Raw genomic sequence first — 23,130 nt, 5'->3', positions numbered from 1 at the left:
AGGGCACGAAAGATCGGCCCCCGTCCGGCAGGGCGGGGGCCGATCTCGTCCGGGGGCGGGTCAGCGGGGCTGGTACGCCCAGCCGCGCGTCGTGCCGTCGTCGCCCGTGGTGTCGGGGTCGTCGTCGCCGTCGGGGTCGGTGAAGCCGTGCTCCGGGGCCGGCCACGGCGACGTGGAGACCGGCGCGGTGCGCTGGCGGACCCGGCCGTTGCGCGACGGTTTGCCGTCCGCGCCGACGTGCATGGTGTCGTGCAGGGTCGTGCGCAGGTGCTCCCGCGCCTCGCGGGCCGCCTCGCGCCGGAGTCTTCGCTCGTCGGCGGCGCCGCGGATGCTGTCGGTGACGATCTCCGAGGCGACCTCCCCGTAGGCGTCCTCCGCCTTCTGGACCGTCTCGACACGGCGCTTGTGCCGCACGCGCGACATCAGCTCCTGCTCGCGCGACTGGCGCGCCTCGGCGCGCTCGTAGGCGTTGCCGTGCGAGACCAGCTTCAGCCCGATCGCCGCGCAGTCCAGCGCGATGAGCAGCAGCGCGGTGCCGAGGTAGAACACGCCGACGCCGAGGAAGTCCGAGACGATGAGGTGCCACATCGCGGCCGTGCGCGCGCCGAAGCCCGAGTTGGCCTTGATCACCTGCAGGTTCTCGTCCTGGGCCTTGGCGATCAAGCCGTCCAGCTCGCGCTTGCGAGCGGCCCGGGAGTCGCGGCCGGCCTGCTGTTGCTGGCGCAGCGCGGCCGCCTCGTCGTCGAGCTGCTTGGCCTCGTCGCGCAGCTGGTTGGAACGCTTCACGAGCGAGTCGCAGTACCCGCCCGCCGGGCAGCCGCTCTTGTGGGTGACGCCGTCGCCCTCGGAGTCGGCCAGGGCCTGCTTGTAGATGTCGGCCGCCTCGGAGCGCTTGTCCGTGGCCGACTTCGTCAGCTTGTTCACCGCGTCGTCGTCGGCGGTGTTCTGCGTGTCGATCCGGGCCTTCTCGTCCTCGTAGCCCTTGATCGCGCCCGCCGAGCGGGCCTGCTCCGCGGCGACGTTCTGCTTGTCGTTGAGGTAGTTGTCGATCTCGCCCTTGTACCGGTCCAGCATGAGCGGCTCGGTGATGACGACCGCGACGAGCAGCGCCAGCACGAACCGGCCCAGGTAGAGGCCGACCGTGCGCCGCTTGACCAGCCGGCTGGGATCCTCGTTCTCCAGATCGTCGAAGTTCGTGGCGACCCGGCCCACCACCGCGCGGTCGTAGGCGATGACGGCGAGCGCGATCATCGGCCCGACGAGCCACCGCCACCACGGGTGGGTGTAGTTCGCGCTGGTGTCGATGAATACCGCGCCGCCCACCGTGGCATACGCGAAATAGAGGAGAATGAACACGCCGATCGCGGAGTACAGCACCCGGTCGGAGTGCGACCGGACATTGTCCGGATTCACATTCGCAACACGTAAGAGAAATCGGCCACGGGGGCGCGCAACGGCATCGTCGGGCACGGCTGGACACCGGATTTCCAAGAGGCGATGGGAATGCCTCGATGGTACGGGCGGCCGGCGTTTCGGCGCGTTCTGCGAACGGTCGGCTCTGGCCGTCCGTTTCACCGTGCCCGTCACACGATCCAGCACCCGGCAATGACCGCAGGTATGGGTCGTTCCGGCAATCGCGGTCGGCTAGGTCCCCGTGGCACCCTCCTGGGCCGGGGTCCGGGACGCCGCAAGCCGGCCGGGCGCTGGGCCCGACCGGCTTGCGAATCCGGGTGCTGCCTAGGCGATCGCCTTCCAGGGGCCGTTCGGGTCGCCCGGGGCCTGGTTGCGGGTCCACCAGGCGGCACGGTACCGCTTGCCCTGGTACACCACCACATCCCCCGAGTTGAAGATGCGCGTGGCGGTCCAGAGCGCCGCCCCGTCCTCGGTCATCGCGAGCTCCTGCCAGGGCCCGTTGGGGTCGCCCGGCTTCTGGTTCTGGGTCCACCAGGAGGCCGTGAAGACGCGGCCGTCGTACGAGATCCGGTCGCCGCTCACGTAGACCTTGCCCGCCGCCCAGGCCGCCGGCGCGTTCACGGTGACCGTGACGGTGGCCTGCGCGGCGTCGAAGGCGTCGGTGGCCGAGAGGGTGGCCAGCAGCGTGTGCGGGCCGGGCGCGAGCCCCGGCGGCAGCTTGAAGGTCACCGCGTTGCCGCTCAGCGCCGCGCTCCCCCGGACCTTGTCACCCTCGCGGAGCTCGACGGTGCCGGCGACCGGCAGGCCCTCCGCGTCCGCCTTGACCGTGACGGTCGCGGCCGTGCCCCAGTCCACCGCGGCCGTGGTCGCGGACAGGTTCACGTGCCCGCGGGCGGTGCGGAACACGGCGGGCTGGGCCACCGCCACGCCGCCGTCGGCGCTGCTCGCGGAGACCAGCCAGGCGTACGACGTCGCCGGGGCCAGACCGGTCCAGCTCGCCGTGGCCGTGCCGCCCGCCGTCACCCGGTCGGTGCCGATCGTGCCCGCGGGCACGTAGGCGGCGAGCGAGTCCGTGCTGAAGGAGGTCTTGCGGCTCGTGAGGTCGACCGGCAGGGTCAGGTTGTCCTCCGCACCGTTGTAGCGGGGCTTCGTCTGGCTGCCGTCCTGGCGGATGTCGTACTCGGTCGCCCCGTAGTTGTTCAGGAACGGGGAGTACGTGTCGATGTGCATCTCCGCCCGCTTGACGTCGAACTGCAGCAGACGCAGGAAGCTCGCGCCGAACTGCAGCCGGTCGCTCGCCTTGTGGTCGGGCACCCCGTCGCCGTTGACGTCGATGTTGCCGGCCGCGTCGACGAGCGACGGCCACAGCTCGCCGGCCGGAACCGTGTAGAACTGGTAGTCCGCGAGCAGCTCGACGACGTCGTGGGCGACGGTGACCCCGACGCCGGTCTTGAGGTTGGTGCCGACGCCGTGCTCGTGGCCGGCGAGGACCAGGAAGACGTTCGGGTTCGCCTCGACGACCTGCTTGTACAGCGGCGAGCCGTCCGGCGCCGAGAAGTCCGCGCCGCGCCCGTCCGGGTTGCTCGACGGCTTCAGGTAGTCGTGCGAGAGCAGGATGCCGTTGCGGTCCTTGTACCGCTTGAAGATCGAGTCGGCCCACTTGGCCTCCTGCGGCGTGACCCCGTAGGACAGCCCGACGGCGACGAAGTCGAGCCCGCCCGCCGAGAACAGCACGTAGTTGTTCTGGTTGTCCTTGCCGGGCGCGCCGTTCTGCTCGTCCCAGGCGTGGTACTCGGTCCCGGCCGGCCAGGACTTCGCCACCTGGTAGTAGCGGGAGGCGCTGAACGTCCGGCTGAACCGGGAGTCGGGGCCGGTCTCGGCGCCGAGCTGGTCGTCGTGGTTGCCGGCGATGACCTGGTTGACCACGCCGTGGTCGTCGAGGATGCCCTGGTAGCCGGAGGCGAGGGCCAGCTCCTTGTCGACCTGCTCGTCGAGGCCGGGCCGCAGCAGCGAGCCGTCGGCCTTCTTCGCGAGCGGGTCGTAGTAGTCGTTCTCGATGACGTCGCCGGTGTGCGCGGTGTAGGCGATCTTGCGCCCGGCCGCGTTGTCGGCGATCCACTGGGTCGTGTCGCGGTAGGCGGCGGCCCAGATCGCCTGCTCCTCGGCGGTCTCGACGTCGGAGGCCTCGGCCTTGCCGTTCCAGTTGTCGTAGGTGCCGCCGGCGGCGCCCTCGGTCAGGTACTGGGTGTCGGTGAAGTGCGCGAGGGCGAAGTCGTAGCTGCCGGGGTCCTCGAAGTGGTCCTTGTCCCGCTGGGCGGTGGCGTCGCGGGGCGAAAGGTCGTCGGCGAAGGGGTCCTCGCCGGTGACCATCACGTGCACGGTCCCGCCGTCGCGGTACCCGTCGCCGAGCTGCGCCGTCAGCACGGTGCTGTGCTCGGTCTGCCCGCGGGCGCTCGTGAGCACGACCCACCGCTTCGCGGCCGGGTCCCACACCCGCAGCGCCACGACCCGCTCGGGGTCGATCGTGCCCTCCCAGCGCAGCGTCGGATCGGCGGCCGAGCCGATGCCGATGTCGTACCGCTGGAAGACCACGTCCCGCGACGAGGGCGTGGCGAGCGAGCGCCCGTCGAGCGGCCGCAGCGAGCCCACGTCGACGGACGTGTCGTGGGCGACGTCGAGCGCGGCCGGCACGGCGGTCGCGGTGCCCTGGTAGCCGCCGGTCGGCAGCACCATGTCGGCCTTCGTGAACGTGGCGGTCAGCGCCACCCCGGCCGCGCCCGGCACCTTCGCCGACAGGTTCGCGCTCGGGTGGTTGGTGCCGGTGACGCTCGCGGTGAGCTCGGTGGGCACGTCGGGGATGTTGGCGCTGGTGAAGTGGATCTCGCGGGTGGCGGCGTTGCCGAGCGTGTCGGCGGCCGTGACCGCGATGGTGTGCGCGCCCGCGGCCAGGCCCCGGCCGATCGGGTCGCCCTGGTTGACCGCCTTGCCGTCGAGCGTGATGACCGGCTTGCCCGCGACGCCGGTCGCGTCGGTGACGCCGACCTCGAGCGCGACCGTGGACGTGAGCCGCTGGCCCTCGGCCGGGACGCTCTGGGAGATCTGCGGGGCCGTGTTGTCGACGGTGAAGCCGCGCGTCGAGGTCTTGTCGGCGACGACGGCGGTGATGGTGTGCCGGCCGTCGTCGACCTTCGTGGTGTCGAGGTCGGCGCGGCGGCCCGCGGCCGGGGCCCCGGCGATGTCGAACAGGATCGTCTTGTCCAGGGTGGCGTTGAACGAGCTGCCGCAGGTGCCGTCGCCGACGTACACGGTGACCGGCCGGCCCGCGGCGTAGCTGGCGGAGCCGATGGTCACGGTGTTCCCGGCGATCATCTTCGTCAGCTGCGTGGCGGTGCCGGTCGCCGGGGCGAGGGCGAAGTCGCGCAGCGTGAAGTCGTCGTAGTTGTCGCAGCCGCCCGGCTTCGCGCTGCCGTGGTCGCTGCCGGCGACGAACTCGACGACGTTGACCCCGGGCACCAGCCACTCGTTCGGGAAGGCGAGGTCGGCGATCTCCTTCTCCCAGATGCCGAGGTCGAGCGGGATGCCGTTGATGAGCACCTTGTTGTCGAAGCCGCTGTCGGCGCCGTTGCCGCCGACGAAGACCCGCAGGTGCGCGTCGCCCGCGGCGGCCAGGGTGTCGAGGGTCCGCGTGGTGGGCGCGCCCGAGACGCCGAAGTGGAACTCGGCCTCCTTGTTGACGCCGCAGGTCCCGTCGCCCAGGGCGAGGGAGGCGTCGGTCGTCACGGCGCTGGTGTCGCCCGTCCACAGGTACGTCGGGCCGTTCGTCACCGCGCCGGCGGTGCCGAGGGCCAGCAGCGCCGAGGTGCGCGTGATCCGGAAGTCGTCGTGGTTGGCGCAGGTGGCCCCGTTCGCGGTGCCGTTGTAGTCGCCGGTCTTGACCCGGATCACGTTGTCGCCGTTGCGCAGGAAGCGGTTCGGGAACTTCAGCGCCACCGTCTCCTGGCCGGCGACGCCGTAGTCCCCGCCGAGGTCGACGCGGTTGCCGTTGACGAGCAGGTAGTTGTGGTACTTGGCCTCGACCGAGTTGCCGGCCTCGACGGTCAGCCCGAGGGTGGCGGTGCCGGCGGCCAGGGTCTCGGCGTTCTCGGCGGCGTTGCCGTCGACGGCGAGGGAGCTCACGGTGCCGGAGCCGCCCGCGGGCAGCGCGGCGATCACCGGGCGGGTGCCACGCACGAGCGCGCCGTCGCCCGGGGTGATCTTCGGCGCGCCGGCCGGGGCGTTGTTCACCGCGACCGCGACCCGGGTGGTGGCGCCGGACTTCGTGGTGGCGGCGACGGTGTGCTCGCCGTTGGCGAGGGAGCGGGTGTCGAGGTCGGCGCCGAGGCCGGCGGTCCCGCCCGGGGTGCCGGACACGACGAACGTCAGGTCCTGGGTGAGCAGGTGGGGGCTGCTGCCGCAGGTACCGTCGCCGAAACTGTAGCTGAAGGAGTTCTGCTCGCCGTCGGCCACGACGCCGATGAGGCTGAGGCTGAGGCTGCTCAGCGGGAAGTCGTCGTAGTTGGGGCAGCGCAGGCCCTCGCCGTCCGGCAGCGTCTGGACCCCGACGGCGGCGGCGTTGGTGGTGTCGACCCAGTTCGCGCCGGCGTGCACGGTGATGGTGTTCGCGCCCGGGTGCAGCCAGGCGCCGGGGAAGTCGAGGGAGCCGTTGCGCCCGCCCGGGATGTCCGGGAAGTAGACCCGGTCGGCCTCGGCGGTGTGCTCGTTCACCGTGATGTAGTTGTGGTACCTGGCCTCGGTACCGTTGCCGCCCATGTCGAAGGCGAAGTGCGCGGTGCCGGCCGTCGGCTGCGCGGCCACCGGGGATCCGTCGACCGTCAGCGCCGCGACCGAGTCGTTCTCGATCGTTGGCTCCGCCTCGACCCGGACGGTGCCCTCGAGCGTCTGCCCGTCACGCAGGTTCAGCAGCGGCGCGCCCGTCGAGGGGGCGGTCTCGGCCTCGGCCGCGGCCGGTCCGATCGCGACGATCGCCCCGCCGACCAGGGCGACGGCGAGCAGCCGCCGCAAGTGGTGCCTCATCTTGCTCCTTTGCGGATGTTGCGGATGACGCGGATGACGAGGGCGGCGGCCAGCAGCGCGCCGACGACGAGACCGATCTGCAGCGCGGCGCTGCGGCCAAGGTGCTGCTCCGGCGCCGGCCCGAGCGGCCAGTCGTGGGAGTCCGCGCCCTGGCGGTAGACGGTGCGCTCGCCGGCCGGGCCGGTGGCCAGCGTCTGGTACGCCGGGTTGAGGTCGGTGAGGGTGCGCACCGCGACCGTGGCGGTGCCGACCGGGCCGGGGCAGGTGAAGTCGATCGCCACGCCGCCGCGCGCCAGGTCGGCGGGCGGCTGCACGGTGCCCGGGCACGCCTTCCCGCCGCCGGTCACGGTGATCTGCCGGAGCAGGTAGGCGGAGAACCGGTCGGAGGGGCCGATCGCGGCGGCGTCGCTGTCGCGGTAGAACACCGCGCCGTCGAGCATCACGCGGTCCTTGGGCAGCAGGCCGAGGGAGACGCCGAGGAGCACCAGGTCGTCGAGGCCGCCGGCCTTCCAGCGCACGTGGACGACCTCGGGCCGGGCCGGGTCGGCGTCGATCGCGACCGTCTGCGGGTCGCCGAAGGGGTGCGCGGCGGCCGGCCCGGGCAGGCAGAGCAGGGCGAACAGGGCCGCGGCGAGACCAGCCGTCACGGCCCCGACGAGACGGCGTCCGTGCGGCACACCCCGGGATCTTGCCGGTCCCGCGCTAGCAGCAGTCGACGCCGACATGAACGGTGATGATCAGGAATGCGGATGATCAGGAATGCGGTGGCAGCGGGTACTCCTCCCGCAGGCTGATGCGGCTGTACTCCACGTGCCGCACGAGCGGGTCGGCCGCCCGTGCCGCGTCGGTGAGCGGCAGCGTCGCGTGGGTCTCGTTGTAGAGCCGGTAGAAGCCCTCGGCGAAGTTGACGCCCGCGGCCCGCCCGGCCTCGCCGTTGGCCGACTCGATGAGCTTGCGGGCGAACAGGCCCGAGTACCCCTGGCTGTCGAAGCAGTCCATCGCCGCGACCTTCCGCCCGACGACGGGCGTGATGTCCACGAACACGTCGTTGCGCACCCCGAACAGGCTCAGCCCGTCGATCGGGAACACCGGCAGGGAGGTGAGGAAGACCTGCTTGACGTGGTACTCGGGCCGCCCGTCGAGGTTGCGCAGGTAGGCTCCGGCGCGCCCGAGCGCGGCCAGGACCGTCGTGGTGGCCACGGTGTGCGTGTTGGCCGCCATGACCGGGTTCTGCGGGTAGTCGCAGATGATGACGTCGGGGCCCTCGGCCGCGATGTGCTCCGCGACCGTCTCGACGAGCGACTCGTGCAGGCCGGCCTCGCGGTCGTCGCGGTCGAGGGTGACGAGCCGCGAGATGCCGACGATCTCGGCCGCCCGCTCCAGCTCGCCCTTCTTGAACGCGACGATCTCGTCCAGGCCGGCGCCGGCGATGGCCGCGTCGGGGTCGTCCTTGCGCCACTCCTGCGCGTACCGGTTGGCGTGGATGCGCCCGCCGTGGGTGAGGATGAGCGCGACGATCTCGTCGCCGGCGTCGGCGTGGCGGGCCAGCGTCCCGCCGCAGTTGGTGATGGTGTCCGCGGGGTGCGCGTAGATGGTCATGACCTTCATGGCGACAGCCCATGTGAAATGCCGTTCCATGTCAAGCGGGGCCCGCGATGCTCGGCCCGCCCGGATAGGGTGGGCGATCATGAGTGACCTCGTTGCGGCATCCGAACAGCTCGACGCCGGCGACCTGAGCGGCGCGATCCGCACGTTGCTGACCGCCGCGGCCGACGCGCCGGCCGTCGAGCTGGCGGCGCTGCTGGCCCGCGCCGGGCGCCTGGCCGGCTTCGACGACCTGGCCGAGGCGGCCGACGCGGTGCTCAGCGATCCCCGCGACGCCGGGCGGCTGTTCCAGCTGGGCTGGGCCTGCGTCGAGCGCGGCATCTCCCGGATCGCCATCCCCGTGCTGGAGGCGTCCCTCGACGCGGCACCGGGCGACCGCCGGATCGTGACCGAGCTGACCGCCGCCTACGAGGACGCCTACCGCTACGGCGACGCCGTCGCCGTCCTCGAGGCGAACGACGCCGGCCTGGAGGACTGGCCGGAGCGCTACCTGCTCGCCTTCTACAGCATCATGTCCGGCGACCTGGACCGGGCAAGCCGGACCGCCGCGCGCCTCGCCCCGCCGCCCCCGGACTGGGTGCACGCCCGCGGGCGCCTGTCCGGCATGCTCGAGCGCGCCGCGGCCGTGCCGGGCCCGCTCGACCGGCAGGCGCTGCGGCCCTGGCACTACGTCCTCAACGGCGGCGTCCTGCTGCACCTGTCCCCGTACGGCTTCGACGAGCCGATGCGCGGCCGCTACGCGTACCTGCACGACAGCCCGGCCGCGCTGCGCCGCACGATCGAGCGCCTCCGTGTCGTGCTCGAGGCCGCCGGCCCGTCCGCGTCGAGCGTCAGCCTGCTGCCCGGCCGGGGCAGCTCGATCTTCGGCCTGGCGCTGGCCTCCGCCCTGGGGCTGCCCGCCCAGCCGTACGCTCCCGGCCGCGGCGACACGATCATCGCCGCCTACGACCTCGCCGACCCCGCCGCGCCCCTGCGGACGCTGGCCGAACGCGCGCCGGGCGCGCTGCTCGTGGAACACGCGACGTCGTGGACGGACCCGGGCCCGGTCGCGCCGGACGCGAGCGGGCTGCTGTACCAGTCGCTGGTGCCCCCGTGGAGCGAGCACACGCGCTTCTCGCCCGGCGGCGAGCCGGAGCCGGTCCCGGCGGACGACCGCCCCGCCGAGGCGCTGGCCGCCGAGGTCCTGGAGACGGCGCCCGACGAGGACGAGGTGGCCCCGGGCGACACCCCGGCGGAGCTCGCGGCCTTCGCCGCCGCGCTCACGGCGGGGTGGCCGCTCACCGGCCGCCGCGACCGCCTGTGGTCCCCGGGCCCGGTGCCGAGCGCCCGCTTCCTCTGAACCCGTGCGGCGCCTCTACCATCGGGCCACGCCGGACACGCCCGCGCAAGCCCGTCTCCTCCTGGGAGCCGCGGCCGCGGGCCTCGTCCATGCCGGGTTCAGCCTCTACTGGGCGCTCGGCGGCCGCCGCCTGCTGCCGACGGTCGGCCAGTGGGCGGTGACCGCCGCGCGGGAGGCGCCGGTCACCGCCGGCCTGGTGCTGGTCGCCGTCGCCGCGGTGAAGTGCGTGGTCGTGGCCGTTCCCCTGGTGGCCGCCGGCCGGCCGCTCCCCCGCCCGGGCGTGTGGCGGGCGTTCGCGTGGCTGGCCGCCGTCGTGCTCACCGGATACGGGGCGTTGAACTCCGTCGTGGCCTGGCTCGTGCTGGGTGGTGCGCTGCGACCGGAGGGCGGCTTCGACCGGCAGGCGATGATCGGCCACGCCTACCTGTGGGATCCGCTGTTTCTCGTGTGGGGTCTGCTCCTCGGAGCCGGCCTGCTCGCCGGTGGCCGCGGCCGGCGGGGGCGGGCGGGGGTCTAGTACCGGGCGGAGATCTCCCAGCGGGCCTCGACGGTGTCGCCGCGGACCGCGTACAGGTGGCTCCACATGTTCGTGGTGCCGCAGGCGTGGTTCGGCACGATCCGCACCAGGTCGCCGACCGCGAGGCGCCCGCCGGGGTCGAGCAGGAAGCCGTGCTCCTCGTTGGCGTCGGCGAACGTGACGTCCGGGGTGCCGACCAGGCCGACCGAGCCGGCCGCGGCGATCGTGTCGGAGCTCATCGCCTTGATGCCGGCGTCGATGATCGGGCGGCCCGCGCGCTGGACCGACACCACGCGGGCGAGCACCGTCAGCGCGCAGTCCTCGAGGGTGCAGGAGCCGAGGCGGATCTGGTTGGCGTCGTAGTACACGTAGGTGCCGGGCCGGCCCTCGGTCACGCCGGGCGCGAACGGGGCCGAGGTGGCGCCGGGGGTGCTGCCGACCGAGACCACGTCGATCGCGTGCCCGCCGGCCCGCAGCCCGTCGGCGAGCCGGGCCAGCAGCGCGCCCGCGGTGCGCCCCGCGGCCTCCAGCGACGGCCGGTCCGGCATGGCGGCGAGGTGCCCCTCGTGGGTGAGCAGCCCGCGCAGCCGCAACCCCGGCAGGGCCGCGAGCGAGGCGGCGGTGGCCGGGACGTGCTCGGGGTCGACGCCGAGGCGGGCGTGGCCGGTGTTCACCTCCAGCACGAACGGCACCTCGACGCCGGCGGCGGCCGCGGCGGCCGACAGCGGCGCGGCGGCCTCCAGCGAGTCCAGCGCGACGGTGAGCCCGCCCCGGCGCGCCGCCTCGACGACGAAGGCGACCTTGGGCGGGCCGACCGGGGCGTGCGCCCACAGCAGGTCGGGCACGCCCGCGGCCTGCAGCCACGCCACCTCGGCCGGGGTCGAGCACGTCATGCCCAGGGCGCCCGCGCCGAGCTGGCGGCGGACGACCTCGAAACACTTGGAGGTCTTGGCGTGCGGGCGCAGCCCCACCCCGGCCCCGGAGAACGCGGCCGCCATCCGGGCGATGTTGCGCTCCAGCCGGTCGAGGTCGACGAGCAGCGCCGGCGTCGGCAGCTGCGCGATGCCGGTCATCCGGCCAGCCCCAGGGCCGCGCGCGGGTCGCCGTCGATGAGCCACTCGACCGTCGCCGGCTCGATGGGCGGCAGGCCGCCCGGGCGCATCCGCGCCAGCCGGTGCAGCCCGTCCTTGGCCTCGGACGGTGTCCACATCGGATAGTCGGAGCCGAACAGCAGCTTCGGTACGACCCCCCACTCCTGCGCCCGCACCAGCGCCATGAACCCGTCCAGCGGCCGGGCCCACGAGGCCGAGACGTCCCCGAACACGTTGCGGTTCTTGCGCAGCACGACGATCGTCTCGCGCTGCCACGGGTGCCCGAGGTGCGCGATGATCTGGACCAGCGAGGGGTGCCGGCGGGCGACGTCGTCGACGAGCAGCGGGTCGGACAGCTCCAGGCGCCCCTCGGGGCTGGGCGTGGTGCCCATGTGCCACAGCACGATGAGCCCGGCCTCGGTCGCGGCCCGGAAGAACGGGTCGTGGGCCTCGTCGCGGGCGTCGAAGTGGGCCAGCACCGGATAGAGCTTGACCCCGCGCAGGCCGCGGGCGATGCCGTCGGCGAGCTGGTCCATGACGTCCGGGTCGGACAGGTCCAGGGCCATGAAGCCGATGGTGTTCGTGCTCGTCCGGGCGACGAAGTCCTGGACGAACTCGTTCGGGGTGAGCACCCCGGCGCGGGTGGCCCGCATGCCGAAGACGAACGCGAGGTCGACGCCGGCCGCGGCCATCGCCTCGTCGTACTGCTCGGGCGTGCGGTCGGCGTACTCGTGGCCGTAGACGGGCTGCCAGTTGCGGTGCCACTCGCAGCCCCAGTGCTCGGAGAGGTGGCAGTGGGTGTGGACGTCGATCATCGCGTGGTTCCTCTCGTGCGGTACAGGACCCGCCCGGCCCGCCGGCCCGTGTGCGTGCCGCGCTCGACGGTCGGCCCGCCGCCCACGAGCACCAGGTCGATGCCGGTGGCCAGCTGGTGCGGCGCGGTGAAGGTGGCGGTGTCGGCGATGGTGCGCGGGTCGAAGACGACGACGTCGGCGGGGGCGCCGGGGCGCAGCACGCCGAGGTCGGGCAGGCCGATGCGGCGGGCCGGTTCGGAGGTGCAGCGGCGCACCGCGTCGGGCAGGTCGGTGGCGTAGCGGCTGAGGTACCGCGGAAAACACCCGTAGCTGCGCGGGTGCGGGACCCCGGCACCGGTGACGCCGCCCGGGTCCAGGGCCAGCCCGTCGGACGCGACCACGGCCGCGGGGTGCGACAGGACCGTGCGCAGGTCGTCCTCGCTGCGCCCGCCGGCGGTCATCATGGCGCCCGCGCCGAGCTCGGCGAGCAGGTCGAGGGTCGCGTCGGCGCCGCCGAGGTCGGCCAGGGTGCGCCCGAGCGCCGGGTCGGCGTCGCCGCGGCTGGTCCAGCTGACGGTCAGCTCGTCCCAGCCGGTGGGCCGGTCGGCCCAGGCCTCCTTGATCCGGGCCCGCACCCCGGGATCGCGCAGGCGGGGCGCCCAGGCGGCGGCCCCGCCCTCGAGCGCCCAGGCCGGCAGCAGCTGGGACAGGGGCGCGTTGCCGTGCACGTACGGGTAGATGTCGACGCCGACCTCGCAGCCGTCGGCGTTGGCGGCGTCGACGAGGTCGAGGGCGCCGCGGACCGCGCCCCAGTTGCGGCGCCCCACCGCGGCCAGGTGCGAGATCTGGGTGCGGGCCCCGGTGGCCCGGGCGACCCGCACCGCCTGGGCCACGGAGTCCAGGAGCCCGTCGTCGTAGCTGCGCACGTGCCAGGTGAAGACGGCACCGGCCCCGGCGACGACCCGGGCGAGGGCGACGAGCTCCTCCTCGCGGGCGTAGGTCAGCGGCGGGTACACCAGCCCGGTCGACAGCCCCAGGGCGCCCTCGCCGAGCGCGTCGGCGAGCAGCCCGCACATGCGGTCCAGCTCGGCCGGGGTGGCGGGGCGGTCGTCGAAGCCGCACACGGAGGCGTGCAGCGGGACGTGCCCGACGAGCGCGGCCACGTTCACCGACGGGCGGGCGGCGCGCACGGCGGCGAGGTACCCGGTCAGGTCCCGCCACGGCCAGCCGATCGCCGGGTCGAGGTCGAGGTAGCTGACCGCCTGCCGGATGCCCTCGAGGTCGGCGCCGGGCGGCAGCGGGGCCACCCCGAGCCCGCAGTTGCCGACGACCTCGGTGGTGACGCCCTGGTGCACCTTGCTGCGCGCCTCCGGGCCGGACAGCAGCGTCAGGTCGGAGTGGGTGTGCAGGTCCACGAAGCCCGGGCAGACGATCCGCCCGGTGGCGTCGAAGACCCGTCCGTCCGCGACCAGCCCCGGCTCGATGGCCGCGATCACGCCGTCGCGGATCAGGACATCAGCGGCGATCCCGGGCGCGCCGGTGCCGTCCAGCACCGTGCCACCCTGGAGCAGCAACGTGGAATGTGATTCCATATTTTCATGATCGAGCGCTTCCATCCCGACTCCTTCGCCCCCGCCGCCGTTCCGCTGTCACACGCCACGAAGGCGGGCGACTTCGTGTTCGTCTCCGGCCAGGTCGCCACGACCGCCGACGGCTCCATCTACCTCGGCGACTTCGAGACCGAGGTGAACCAGACCCTCGACAACGTCGAGACGGTGCTCGCCGCGGCCGGCGCCCGGGTCGACCAGATCGTCAAGGTCGGCGCGTTCCTGTCCAACGCGACCCTGTTCGGCCCGTTCAACGAGATCTACGCCCGCCGCTTCGGCGCCGCCCCGCCCGCCCGCAGCACGGTGGTCGTCGCGTTCGGCCGCGGCGACGTACGTGTCGAGGTGGAGTGCATCGCGTACGTCGGCCACTAGGGTTTCCCGGCCGGGCGGAGTGAGCGGTGCACGATGCGCAGGGCCGCGGTGAAGTCGGGGTCGTCGGCCATCGCCTTGGCGACCTCGTCCAGCGCGGCGACGTACTCCTGCTGCTTCGGCGCCGTGAACTCCCCCGCCGGGCCCGAGACGCTGACCGCGGCCAGCAGGTCCTGCCCGACGCGCACGCCGACCGCCACACACCGCAGGCCGGCGCTGCGCTCGTTGTCGTCGAGGGCGTAGCCGCGCCGGGCGATCCGCTTGAGGTCCTTGCGCAGCTCGGCGTGGGTGGTGACGGTGTTCTCGGCGAACGCGGGGAAGGGCTCGGCGGGCAGCAGCGCGGTGACGTCGGCCTCCGGCAGCTCCGACAGCAGCATCTTGCCCAGGCCGGTGCAGTACGTGTGGTCGCGGGCGCCCAGGGCGCTGGTGAACCGCAGCGGGCGGTCCGGCTCGGCGACGCAGATGTGCAGCACCTGGTCGCCGTCGAGCACCCCGAGGTTCGCGGTCTGCCCGGTGCGCAGCGCCACCGGGCGCAGGTAGGCCTCGGCGACCACGGTCAGGTCGAGCGAGGAGACGTACGCGCTGGCGAGCCGCTGCACCTTGTGCCCGAGGCGGTACGAGGGCCGCTCGTCGACCCTGACCACGTACTCCATCTCCGCCAGGACCGCCAGGAGCCGCACGAGCGTGCTCTTGGGCAGGGCGGTGCTCTCGCTGAGGTCGTTGACGGTCAGCGGCTCCGGCTCGGCGGCGAGCATCTCCAGCAGCGCGAGGCCGCGGGCCAGCGCGTTGGCGTGGTAGTTCGCCGACGCCGGCTTGGTGTCGTCGACGGGCACCGGGCGGGCGGTGCGAGAGGTTCGGGCCATGACGGCCTCCTTGCAGCGGCTACGAAGTGGTGGGCAGTTCGGGGAAGTGGCAGGCGCTCGGATGGCCGGCCCCGATGCGATCGATCAGGGTGGGTGTCTCCCGCGCACAGACATCCTGGGCCTTCCAGCAGCGGGTGCGAAATCGGCAACCCGACGGCGGGTCGGCCGGGCTGGGCACGTCCCCGGTGAGCGTGATGCGGTCCCGCTCGTCCCGCCCCACCGGCGAGGGCACCGGGATCGCGGACAGCAGCGCCTGCGTGTACGGGTGGGTGGGGCGGGTGAAGATGTCCGCCCGGGTGCCCGTCTCCACGATGCCGCCCAGGTACATCACCGCGACCCGGTGCGAGATGTGCCGGACGACGGACAGGTTGTGGGAGATGAACAGGTACGCCAGGCCGAGCCGGTCCTGCAGGTCCCGCAGCTGGTTGATGACCTGCGCCTGCACCGAGACGTCCAGCGCGCTCACCGGCTCGTCGAGCACGAGCAGCCTCGGGTTGAGCGCGAGCGCCCGGGCCAGCCCGACGCGCTGGCGCTGGCCGCCGGAGAACTCGTGGGCGTAGCGGCGGGCGTGCTCGGGACGCAGGCCGACGAGCCGGAGCAGCTCGGCGACCCGCTCGGCGCCGCCCTCGGCGTAGCGGCCCTGCACCCGCAGCGGCTCGGCGACGATCTCGTGCACGGTCATGCGGGGGGACAGGGAGGCGTACGGGTCCTGGAACATGATCTGGATGTCGCGCCGCTTCGCCCGCAGCTGCGACTGGGGCAGCCGGGCCAGGTCGGCGCCCTCGAACAGGATCCGCCCGGCGGTCGGCTCGAGCAGGCGCACCAGCAGCCGGCCCGTGGTGGACTTGCCGCAGCCGGACTCGCCGACCAGCGACAGCGTCTCCCCCGCGGCCAGCTCGAGGTCGACGCCGTCGACGGCCCGGACCGCCCCGGCCTGGCGGCGCAGCACGCCCTTGCGGATCGGGAAGTGCTTCGCGAGTCCTTCCACCTTCAGCAGTGGCTGCGTCATGCGAGCTCCTCGTGGAAGTGGCAGGCGCTGCGCCGGCCGTCGCCGAGGTCCAGCAGCGCCGGGCGCTCGGTGCGGCAGATGTCCCGAGCCAGGGGGCAGCGCGGATGGAACGGGCAGCCGGGCGGGGGCGAGGCCATGTTCGGCGGGTTGCCCGGGATCGGGTCGAGCCGGTCCGTCTCCGTGTCCATGCGCGGGAGGCTGGCCAGCAGGCCCAGGGTGTACGGGTGCCGGGGCTTGCCGAAAAGCGCGTGCACCTCGGCGGTCTCGACGACCCGGCCGGCGTACATGACGACCACCCGGTCCGCGAGCTCGGCCACCACGCCGAGGTCGTGGGTGATGAGGATGGTCGCGGCGCCGGTCTCCCGCTGGGCCTTGCGCAGCAGCTGCAGCACCTGGGCCTGGATGGTCACGTCGAGGGCCGTGGTCGGCTCGTCGGCGATGATGAGGTCGGGGTCGTTGGCGATGGCCATCGCGATCATCGCGCGCTGGCGCATGCCGCCGGAGAACTCGTGCGGGTACTGCCGCGCGCGATGGGCCGCGTCCGGGACGCCGACGAGCGCGAGCAGCTCCACCGCGCGGGCCCGGGCCGCCTTCCTGTCCCGCCGGTCCTGGTGCAGCAGCACGGTCTCGGCGATCTGGTCGCCGATGCTGAGCACCGGGTTCAGCGCGGTCATCGGGTCCTGGAAGATCATGCCGACCGGCCCGCCGCGGATCGCCCGCAGCTGCCGCGGCGACAGCCCGCGCAGGTCCTGGCCGCGGAAGGCGAGCGTGCCCGCGCTGACCCGGGCCGGCGGCTCGCGCAGCAGGCGCAGCACCGACATCGCGGTCACCGTCTTGCCGGAGCCGGACTCGCCGACCACCGCGACGATCTCGCCCTCGTGCACCTCGAGGTCGACCCCGTCGACGGCGTGCACGACCCCGTCGTCGGTGTGGAAGTCGACGCTGAGGTTCTCGATCCGCAGCAGCACGCTCATGACTGCCTCGGATCCACGGCGTCGCGCAGGCCGTCGCCGATGAAGTTGACGGCGAGCACGGTCAGCGCGACCGCGACGCCCGGGGAGAGCCACAGCCACGGCTCGGTGCGGATGACGGTGAGGCTCTGCGCGTCGGTGAGCATGTTGCCCCAGCTGGCCGACGGCGGCTGCACGCCCAGGCCGAGGAAGGACAGCGTCGCCTCCAGCGCGATCGCCTGGGCGACGGCGAGGGTCGCGGCCACGCTGACCGGGGGCAGCGCGGCGGGGATGATGTGCCGGCGCAGCAGCCACATCGGGCCGGCGCCGGTGGCCCGGGAGGCGAGGACGTATTCCTGCTCGCGCAGCGACAGTGTCACCCCGCGCACGATCCGGCCGCAGACCGGCCACTGGAACAGGCCGATCGCGATGACCATGGTGACCACGCTCGGGCCGAGGATGCCGGCGACGACCACGATGACGACCAGCGACGGGAACGACATGAACACGTCGGCGAGGCGCATGACGAGCCCGTCGACCCAGCCGCCGAGCAGCCCGGCGATGCCGCCGAGCACGGTGCCGACGACCACGGCGAGGGCGGCCGAGGCGATGCCCACGCCGAGCGAGACGCGCCCGGCGAAGACCAGCCGGCTGAACACGTCGCGGCCGGTGGAGTCGGTGCCGAGCCAGTGCTCGCCCGACGGAGCCGCCCGCGCGGCGAGCAGGTCGATCTGGTTGGGGTCGTGCCCGGACAGCGGCCGGGCGAAGATCGCCGCCAGCACCACGAGGAACAGGAACACGAGGCTGGCCAGGGCCACCGGGTGCCGGCGAAAGCGCCGCAGCGCGCCACGGCGCGGGAGCGCCTCGTCGAGGACCTCCACCTGGATCGTCATCGCAGCCTCACCCTCGGGTCGACGAGCGTGTAGAGGACGTCGGCGAGCAGGTTGGACAGCAGCACGAGGATGGCGATCAGCAGGGCGAAGCCGATGATGACCGAGTAGTCGTGCTGGTTGACCGAGCTCACCGCGAGCTGGCCCATGCCGGGCCAGGCGAAGACCTGCTCGATGACGACCGCGCCCGCGAGCAGCTGGGGCACGTTGGACGCCACGACGGTCAGCAGCGGGATGAGCGAGTTGCGGAAGGCGTGGCGCAGGACCACGCGGCGCGGGGGTGCGCCCTTGGCCTCCGCGGTGCGCACGTAGTCCGCCTGCAGCTCGGTGATCATGGAGCTGCGGACGTACCGCATGAAGGGCCCCGAGTTCCCGAAGCCCAGGATGAGCGCGGGGAGCACGAGGTGGCGGATCGTGTCCAGCAGGCTCGGCGCGGTCGGGTCGGAGATGCCCGACGACGGCAGCCACTGCAGCTTCAGCGTGAAGAGGTAGATGGCGATCAGCGCGACGAAGAACACCGGGATCGACACGGAGCCGAGGCTGACCACGGTCGCGGAGTAGTCGACGACCGAGTTGCGCCGGCGGGCGGCGGCGATGCCGAGCGGGATGGCGACCAGCAGCGAGATGACGAGCGCGACGCCCATCAGCTCGATCGTGGGGCCGATGCGCTCGCCGAGCACCTCGGTGACGGCCCGCCCGTTGAGCAGCGAGTAGCCCAGGTCGCCGTGCAGCGCATTGACGAGCCAGTGCCAGTACTGCACGACCACCGACTGGTCCAGGCCGAGCTCGTGGCGCTTCTGCGCGATGAAGTCGGCGCTGCCGGAGTTGAGCTGGTCCGCGGGGACCTGCATGGCGATCGGGTCGCCGGGGGTCTTGTGCACCAGGCCGAAGATCGCGACGGTGATCAGGAAGAAGACCAGCACGTTCACCAGCAGCCGGCGGACGAGGTATGCGCCCAAACTCGCTCACACTCCCTTACTCGTGAGGTGGCCGGGCGGGCGCGCGTGCCCCCGCCCGGCCACGGCCGTCAGCCGGTGATGCTCCAGCTCGCCGGGTCCCAGAAGTTCGCGTCCTGCGAACCGGGGGCCCGGAAGCCCTGGACCTTCTTGCTCACGCCCCACAGGCCATAGGGGTTGTACAGCCACATGAGGTCGGCCTGCGCGTTCTCCTCGCTCGCGGCCTGGTCGTAGAGGGCCTTGCGCGCGCCGGCGTCCACGGTCTGGTTCGCCTGCGTCATCAGCCCGTCGAGCTTCTGGTCGCAGAAGAAGTTGATGTTGCCGCCGGCAGGATACTGCTGCGCGCACGCGGTGATGACGTTGATCGACGAGGAGTCCACGGCGTAGTTGCCGCCGCCGTAGAGCGTCATGTCGTAGGACTTGTCCTTGTAGGTGCCGGCGATCTGGGCCGCCTGGATGTTCACCAGGTTCACCTTGACCCCGACCGCCGCCAGCTCGCTCTGCACGATGGTCGCGGTGGCGTCGCGGTCGCGCTGGCCGTGCACCCACTGCAGGTTCACCGTGCGGTTCGGGTCCCAGCCGGCCTCGGCGAGCAGCTGCTTGGCCTTCTCGACGTTCTTGGCGTAGTCGTTGAGGCCGGACGGCTCGTTGGCCTTGGCGAAGTTGGACAGCCGCACCTCGCCCTTGCCCATGAGGACCGTCTTGACGATCTGCTGGCGGTCCACGGCGTAGAGGAACGCCTGGCGGACGCGGGCGTCCTGGAAGTAGGGCTTGGACTGGTTGAGCGCGATGCGCACGAAGCCGGCGCCGGGCTTCTCCTGCGTGGTGACCCCGCCGAAGCCGGCGACGGTGGCCGCGTCGGTCGGCGAGAAGGAGGCGATGTCGATGCCGCCGTTGCCGAGCTGCGCGGTGGCGACGTCGGACGTCATCGGCTTGAGGTAGACGTCCTTGATCTTCGCCGGGTTGCGGTAGTTCGGGTTCGCGGTGACGTGGACGTACTGGTTCGTCTTGTACTCGACGAAGGTGTAGGGGCCCATGCCGACCGTCGGCTTGCGGAAGAACTCGTTCTTGGCCACGGCGTCGGGGGCGTCCTTGCCGAGGATGTGCTCGGGCAGGATCCACGGGTTGCCGATGACGGCCATCAGCCCGAAGTTGGCCGCGGCGGCCTTGATGACGAACGTGTTGTCGTCGGGCGCCGAGAAGCCGGAGATCGTCGGGCTCTTGCCGGAGGTGAAGTCGGCGACGCCGGCGACGCCGCTGTAGCTGCCCGCGGTGGCGCTGGTCGACTTCGGGTTGGCCAGCAGGTTGTAGGTGAAGAGCACGTCCTTGGAGGTGAAGGGCTGCCCGTCGCTCCACTTGAGGCCCTTGCGCAGGTGGAACGTGAAGGTGGTCGCGTCGGGCGACACGTCGTAGCTCTCGGCCAGGCGCGGCTGGAGCTTGTAGTCCGGGTCGACGGCGAGCAGGCCCTCGTAGACGAAGGACATCACCTGTGAGTCGGCGCCGTTGAGCGGGGCCAGGGGGCTGAAGACGCCGGCCGGCTCCTGGTAGAGGTACACGTTGAGCGACGACTTGCCCGGTGTGGAGGTCGTGTCCGGCTTCGGGCCGGTGCAGGCGGCGACGGCGAGCAACGCCACCGCGGCGGCACCGGCAAGGAACACCCGTTTCATGGGCACCTCTTTGTATCGGGGGGTTGGCACGTGCGAGGGTTGGGCGCGGCCTCAGGCCACCGTGTTGCGCAGTGTTCCCAGCGGGCCGAGGTCGACGGTCATCTCGTCGCCGGCCGTGAGGTATTCACCGGTGGCGGCCCCGACGCCGGAGGGGGTGCCGGTGAGGATGACGTCACCGGGTTCCAGGGTCATCAGCCGCGACGCATGGGCGATCAGCTCGGCCACCGTGAAGATCATGTCCTTGGTCGAGCCGTGCTGCTTCGTGACGCCGTTGACGTCGAGGCGCACCGGGATCGCCTGGGGGTCGCCGGTCGCGTCGGCGCTGAGCAGCCACGGGCCGAGCGGGGCGAAGCCGTCGCACCACTTGCCGGCCAGCCAGTCGAAGAACCAGACGGCCTTGTCGTCGGTGTCGCGCTCGAAGCCGTAGTCCATGCTGCGCGCGGACACGTCGTTGGAGGCCATGTAGCCGGCCACGTAGTCGAGGGCCCGGCCGGCCGGCACGTTGCGCGCGGTCCGGCCGATCACCACCGCCAGCTCGGCCTCCCAGTCGATCTCGTGGCTCACGTCCGGCAGCGGGATGACCGCGCCGGGGCCGACGATCGAGGTGGGGGGCTTGAGGAACAGCCGCGGCGACAGCCGGCTCTTGTCCAGGGGCTCGCCGCCGGTCTCGGTGACGTGGTCCTGGTAGTTGGCCGCGGCGGCCAGGAGCTTCCCGGGGCGCTGCAGCGGCGCCAGGAGCCGGACGTCGCGCAGCGCGACGCTCGAACCGTCCACTGTGGACATTCCGTCGGCGATGAACGCCAGCAGGTCGCCGTCGCCGAGCTCGGCGATCGTCTCGTCGTCCACCAGGCGGCCGTGGCGGACCGCTCCGTCGCGCTCGTAGCTAACGAATCGCATCGAGTTGCACTCCCCGGCCCTCGTTGATGGACTGTTGCGCCGCCTCGACGATCCGCTGCGCGCGGACCGCGTCGCGCGGGCCCAGCTCGGCCCGGCCCGTGCGGATGCCCGCCGCGAGCACGTCGAGCAGCGTGTCGACGGTGCCGGGCCCGATCCACGCCCGGGTCGCTTCCCGAGCGGTGCGAACCTCCAGGGCCGGGCGCGTGGCGTCGATGACGAGCACGCCGTGGGAGCCGCTGACGCGGTAGCGATGCAGGAGCAGGCCCGCGGGGGCGATGCCGTGCACCTGCGGCACCCGGCCCACCACGATGGTGCTGGTCACGCCGTGCTCATGGTCGAGCTGGAGGGTATCGAGCTGGAGGGTGCCGAGCGGGCCGCCCGTCGCGCGGACCTTCGTCACCGCGAGGCCGAGCAGGTCGCAGACGATGTCGATCGGGTACAGCCCGAGGTTGAGCAGCTCCCCGCCCGCCCCCGAGTCGCCGGCGAAGTCGCCGCCGGCCACGATGAAGTCGCACTGCACGTTCCACGGCAGCCCGACCCGGCCGGCCCGGATCGCGGCCTTCGCCGAGCGCAGGGCGCCGCCCAGCCGTTGATGATGGGCCGGCACGACGACCACGCCGTGCTCCTCGGCCAGCGTGGCCAGCCGCTCGCACTCGGCGGCCGTGGCGGCCAGGGGCTTGTCGGCCAGCACGTGGCGGCCGGCCCGGATCTCGCGCTCGATGGCCGCGGCCCGCTCCGGCAGCGGCAGCGCCACACTGACGGCGTCGGCCTCCTCGTCGTCGCCGACGACGGTGAACCCGGGGTGGCGCTCGAACGCGGGACGGTACATGTCGCGCTGGTGGTTCTGGGTCCCGATCCCGGCCTCGCCGAGCAGCCGCACGCGGATCATGCGAGCACCTCGTCGAGGGTCACGCGCTCGCCGGTGGCGATGGACCGCTCCGCGGCGACGCCCATGGCGACCGCGAGCACCGCGTCCTCCACGGGCATGAGCGGCGCCGCGCCCCCGATGCTGTCGAGCCAGGCCCGCAGCTGCAGCGCGAATCCATTGCCCCCGGCGGCCGGCACGAGGGCCGGGCCCTGCTCCGCGTAGAGCACCGCGGCCTCGCCGTCCCAGTCCTGCCGGACGGCACCCCCCGTGCCCGCGACGAACAGCTCCCGCTGGTTGAACGAGCCCGGCCGGTGCGCCCGGCTCATCTCGCACACCGCGGTGGCCCCGTTCGCGTAGTCCACCACCATCTCCAGGTAGTCGTAGATGCCCAGGTCCGCGGCGGTCTGCTTGTGGCCGCGGGCGCTCACGGCGACCGGCCGGGCGTCCAGCCACCAGGTCGCCAGGTCGAGCAGGTGCACGCCGTTGTGCAGGGCGTGCCCGCCGGACCGGGCCGGGTCGGCGACCCAGGCGCTCCAGTCGGGCCAGATCCAGCCGCCGAGGATGGCCAGGCGCACCAGGAACGGCTCGCCGATCCCGGCCACCGCCGCCTTGACCGCGCGGCCGTAGTCGTAGGCGCGGTGCGTGTGGGCGGCCGCGAGGACCAGGCCTTTTCCGGCGAACGCGGCCTGCAGGGCCCGCGCGTCTGCCACCGTGGTGGTCAGGGGCTTCTCGATGAGCAGGTGTTTGCCGGCGCCGGCGACCGCGGCACCGATCTCGGCGTGCGTGAAGTTGGGCGTGCACACGATCGCCGCGTCGACGTCCGGCCAGGCCAGCGCCTGGGCCAGGTCGCTCGCGTGCGGGATGCCGCCCTGCGAGCGGGCGAACGCGGCGGCGCGGCCCGGGTCGACGTCGACGATCCCGGCGATGCGGGCGCCCGGCGTCACCGCCACGGCGGCACTGTGCGCGTCGGCGATGAACCCGGCGCCGACCAGCAGGATGCCGATCCCGTCACTCGCCACCTGGCCTCCCCCCGGTGCGTCCGACGACGCATTTGGAACGTGGTTTCATATCGCACCATCGTGGGTCGGCCGCGAAGTGCTGTCAAGGTCCACTCGTCAAACATGGAACGTCTTGCCATGTTGTCGCGCGGTGCTCTAGCGTCCCCGGCATGCCCTCTGCACAACGACGGGACTCCCCACTCGGACAAGCGATCGCGGAGCGG

19 protein-coding genes are annotated in these 23,130 nt (G+C 72.9%); 3 read left to right on the top strand and 16 right to left on the bottom strand.

The genetic code is table 11. The features are described from left to right. Positions 1–60: 60 nt before the first annotated feature. The 4 genes from AC6JBM_RS03090 to AC6JBM_RS03075 form a co-directional block, all read right to left on the bottom strand. Positions 61–1,413, bottom strand: a complete 1,353-nt coding sequence (locus AC6JBM_RS03090; RefSeq protein ID WP_497982089.1) for a DUF4407 domain-containing protein — start codon at positions 1,411–1,413, stop codon at positions 61–63. 324 nt (positions 1,414–1,737) lie between these two features. After that, positions 1,738–6,486, bottom strand: coding sequence for a carbohydrate-binding protein (locus tag AC6JBM_RS03085; protein ID WP_497982088.1), 4,749 nt, complete (start codon positions 6,484–6,486; stop codon positions 1,738–1,740). Beyond that, positions 6,483–7,133, bottom strand: coding sequence for a hypothetical protein (locus tag AC6JBM_RS03080; protein WP_497982087.1), 651 nt, complete (start codon positions 7,131–7,133; stop codon positions 6,483–6,485). Before AC6JBM_RS03080 ends, AC6JBM_RS03085 begins: the two co-directional genes overlap by 4 nt. 106 nt (positions 7,134–7,239) lie before the next feature. Next, entirely contained in the window at positions 7,240–8,094 is an 855-nt protein-coding gene (locus AC6JBM_RS03075) for a PIG-L deacetylase family protein (protein WP_497982086.1), read from the bottom strand. Between the two features lie 79 nt (positions 8,095–8,173). Between AC6JBM_RS03075 and AC6JBM_RS03070 the strand changes: the two genes are divergently transcribed. Beyond that, positions 8,174–9,430: a tetratricopeptide repeat protein gene (locus AC6JBM_RS03070; RefSeq protein ID WP_497982085.1), complete on the top strand. Its 1,257-nt coding sequence runs from the start codon at positions 8,174–8,176 to the stop codon at positions 9,428–9,430. A 4-nt stretch (positions 9,431–9,434) separates the two neighbouring features. Beyond that, entirely contained in the window at positions 9,435–9,947 is a 513-nt protein-coding gene (locus tag AC6JBM_RS03065; protein WP_497982084.1) for a DUF3995 domain-containing protein, read from the top strand. Here the strand turns inward: AC6JBM_RS03065 and AC6JBM_RS03060 are convergent. The 3 genes from AC6JBM_RS03060 to AC6JBM_RS03050 are packed head-to-tail and all read right to left on the bottom strand — an operon-like array spanning position 9,944 to position 13,424. Next, positions 9,944–11,020, bottom strand: coding sequence for an alanine racemase (locus AC6JBM_RS03060; RefSeq protein WP_497982083.1), 1,077 nt, complete (start codon positions 11,018–11,020; stop codon positions 9,944–9,946). The genes AC6JBM_RS03065 and AC6JBM_RS03060 overlap by 4 nt on opposite strands. Continuing rightward, the gene (locus AC6JBM_RS03055; RefSeq protein ID WP_350614303.1) at positions 11,017–11,853 is read right to left on the bottom strand and encodes an amidohydrolase family protein; all 837 of its coding nucleotides are present in this window, start codon (positions 11,851–11,853) and stop codon (positions 11,017–11,019) included. Before AC6JBM_RS03055 ends, AC6JBM_RS03060 begins: the two co-directional genes overlap by 4 nt. Then, positions 11,850–13,424 (bottom strand): N-acyl-D-amino-acid deacylase family protein, encoded by a 1,575-nt coding sequence (locus tag AC6JBM_RS03050; protein WP_497982082.1) that lies wholly within the window; start codon positions 13,422–13,424, stop codon positions 11,850–11,852. The genes AC6JBM_RS03055 and AC6JBM_RS03050 overlap by 4 nt, the downstream gene beginning before the upstream one ends. A 6-nt stretch (positions 13,425–13,430) precedes the next feature. Here AC6JBM_RS03050 and AC6JBM_RS03045 point away from each other — a divergent pair, with 6 nt between their 5' ends. Then, positions 13,431–13,811: a RidA family protein gene (locus AC6JBM_RS03045; RefSeq protein WP_350614306.1), complete on the top strand. Its 381-nt coding sequence runs from the start codon at positions 13,431–13,433 to the stop codon at positions 13,809–13,811. On the opposite strand, the gene AC6JBM_RS03040 is transcribed toward AC6JBM_RS03045, so the two are convergent. From AC6JBM_RS03040 to AC6JBM_RS03000, 9 genes are all read right to left on the bottom strand, one after another. Continuing rightward, positions 13,808–14,671, bottom strand: a complete 864-nt coding sequence (locus tag AC6JBM_RS03040; protein WP_497982081.1) for an IclR family transcriptional regulator — start codon at positions 14,669–14,671, stop codon at positions 13,808–13,810. The genes AC6JBM_RS03045 and AC6JBM_RS03040 overlap by 4 nt on opposite strands. Before the next feature lie 19 nt (positions 14,672–14,690). Beyond that, positions 14,691–15,680 (bottom strand): ABC transporter ATP-binding protein, encoded by a 990-nt coding sequence (locus AC6JBM_RS03035; RefSeq protein ID WP_497982080.1) that lies wholly within the window; start codon positions 15,678–15,680, stop codon positions 14,691–14,693. Then, complete coding sequence (locus AC6JBM_RS03030; RefSeq protein ID WP_497982079.1) at positions 15,677–16,654, bottom strand: ABC transporter ATP-binding protein; 978 nt, start codon at positions 16,652–16,654, stop codon at positions 15,677–15,679. Before AC6JBM_RS03030 ends, AC6JBM_RS03035 begins: the two co-directional genes overlap by 4 nt. After that, positions 16,651–17,523 (bottom strand): oligopeptide ABC transporter permease, encoded by an 873-nt coding sequence (opp4C, locus tag AC6JBM_RS03025; RefSeq protein WP_497982078.1) that lies wholly within the window; start codon positions 17,521–17,523, stop codon positions 16,651–16,653. The genes AC6JBM_RS03030 and opp4C overlap by 4 nt, the downstream gene beginning before the upstream one ends. Then, complete coding sequence (locus AC6JBM_RS03020) at positions 17,520–18,479, bottom strand: ABC transporter permease (protein ID WP_497982077.1); 960 nt, start codon at positions 18,477–18,479, stop codon at positions 17,520–17,522. Before AC6JBM_RS03020 ends, opp4C begins: the two co-directional genes overlap by 4 nt. A 68-nt stretch (positions 18,480–18,547) precedes the next feature. After that, positions 18,548–20,143 carry an ABC transporter substrate-binding protein gene (locus AC6JBM_RS03015; RefSeq protein ID WP_497982076.1) on the bottom strand — a complete coding sequence of 532 codons (1,596 nt, stop codon included), beginning with the start codon at positions 20,141–20,143 and terminating at the stop codon, positions 18,548–18,550. A 51-nt stretch (positions 20,144–20,194) separates the two neighbouring features. Then, positions 20,195–21,040 (bottom strand): fumarylacetoacetate hydrolase family protein, encoded by an 846-nt coding sequence (locus tag AC6JBM_RS03010; protein ID WP_497982075.1) that lies wholly within the window; start codon positions 21,038–21,040, stop codon positions 20,195–20,197. Beyond that, a complete protein-coding gene (locus tag AC6JBM_RS03005) occupies positions 21,027–21,929 on the bottom strand; it encodes a Gfo/Idh/MocA family protein (RefSeq protein ID WP_497982074.1) in 903 nt (300 codons plus the stop codon). The genes AC6JBM_RS03010 and AC6JBM_RS03005 overlap by 14 nt, the downstream gene beginning before the upstream one ends. Beyond that, on the bottom strand, positions 21,926–22,927 hold the full coding sequence (locus tag AC6JBM_RS03000) for a Gfo/Idh/MocA family protein (RefSeq protein ID WP_497982073.1): 1,002 nt from the start codon (positions 22,925–22,927) through the stop codon (positions 21,926–21,928). The genes AC6JBM_RS03005 and AC6JBM_RS03000 overlap by 4 nt, the downstream gene beginning before the upstream one ends. Positions 22,928–23,130: the final 203 nt, after the last annotated feature.

It is taken from the genome of Dactylosporangium thailandense (assembly GCF_059739745.1).
This window is presented reverse-complemented; position numbering and strand designations above follow the sequence as displayed.

Excerpts from the sequence above, each read along its gene's own strand:
- AC6JBM_RS03050 (WP_497982082.1), bottom strand. The coding sequence starts at position 13,424 with ATGGAATCACATTCCACGTTGCTGCTCCAGGGTGGCACGGTGCTGGAC.
- AC6JBM_RS03010 (WP_497982075.1), bottom strand. The coding sequence starts at position 21,040 with ATGCGATTCGTTAGCTACGAGCGCGACGGAGCGGTCCGCCACGGCCGC.
- opp4C (WP_497982078.1), bottom strand. The coding sequence starts at position 17,523 with ATGACGATCCAGGTGGAGGTCCTCGACGAGGCGCTCCCGCGCCGTGGC.
- AC6JBM_RS03075 (WP_497982086.1), bottom strand. The coding sequence starts at position 8,094 with ATGAAGGTCATGACCATCTACGCGCACCCCGCGGACACCATCACCAAC.
- AC6JBM_RS03015 (WP_497982076.1), bottom strand. The coding sequence starts at position 20,143 with ATGAAACGGGTGTTCCTTGCCGGTGCCGCCGCGGTGGCGTTGCTCGCC.
- AC6JBM_RS03045 (WP_350614306.1), top strand. The coding sequence starts at position 13,431 with ATGATCGAGCGCTTCCATCCCGACTCCTTCGCCCCCGCCGCCGTTCCG.
- AC6JBM_RS03070 (WP_497982085.1), top strand. The coding sequence starts at position 8,174 with ATGAGTGACCTCGTTGCGGCATCCGAACAGCTCGACGCCGGCGACCTG.
- AC6JBM_RS03085 (WP_497982088.1), bottom strand. The coding sequence starts at position 6,486 with ATGAGGCACCACTTGCGGCGGCTGCTCGCCGTCGCCCTGGTCGGCGGG.
- AC6JBM_RS03055 (WP_350614303.1), bottom strand. The coding sequence starts at position 11,853 with ATGATCGACGTCCACACCCACTGCCACCTCTCCGAGCACTGGGGCTGC.
- AC6JBM_RS03005 (WP_497982074.1), bottom strand. The coding sequence starts at position 21,929 with ATGATCCGCGTGCGGCTGCTCGGCGAGGCCGGGATCGGGACCCAGAAC.
- AC6JBM_RS03035 (WP_497982080.1), bottom strand. The coding sequence starts at position 15,680 with ATGACGCAGCCACTGCTGAAGGTGGAAGGACTCGCGAAGCACTTCCCG.
- AC6JBM_RS03030 (WP_497982079.1), bottom strand. The coding sequence starts at position 16,654 with ATGAGCGTGCTGCTGCGGATCGAGAACCTCAGCGTCGACTTCCACACC.
- AC6JBM_RS03040 (WP_497982081.1), bottom strand. The coding sequence starts at position 14,671 with ATGGCCCGAACCTCTCGCACCGCCCGCCCGGTGCCCGTCGACGACACC.
- AC6JBM_RS03060 (WP_497982083.1), bottom strand. The coding sequence starts at position 11,020 with ATGACCGGCATCGCGCAGCTGCCGACGCCGGCGCTGCTCGTCGACCTC.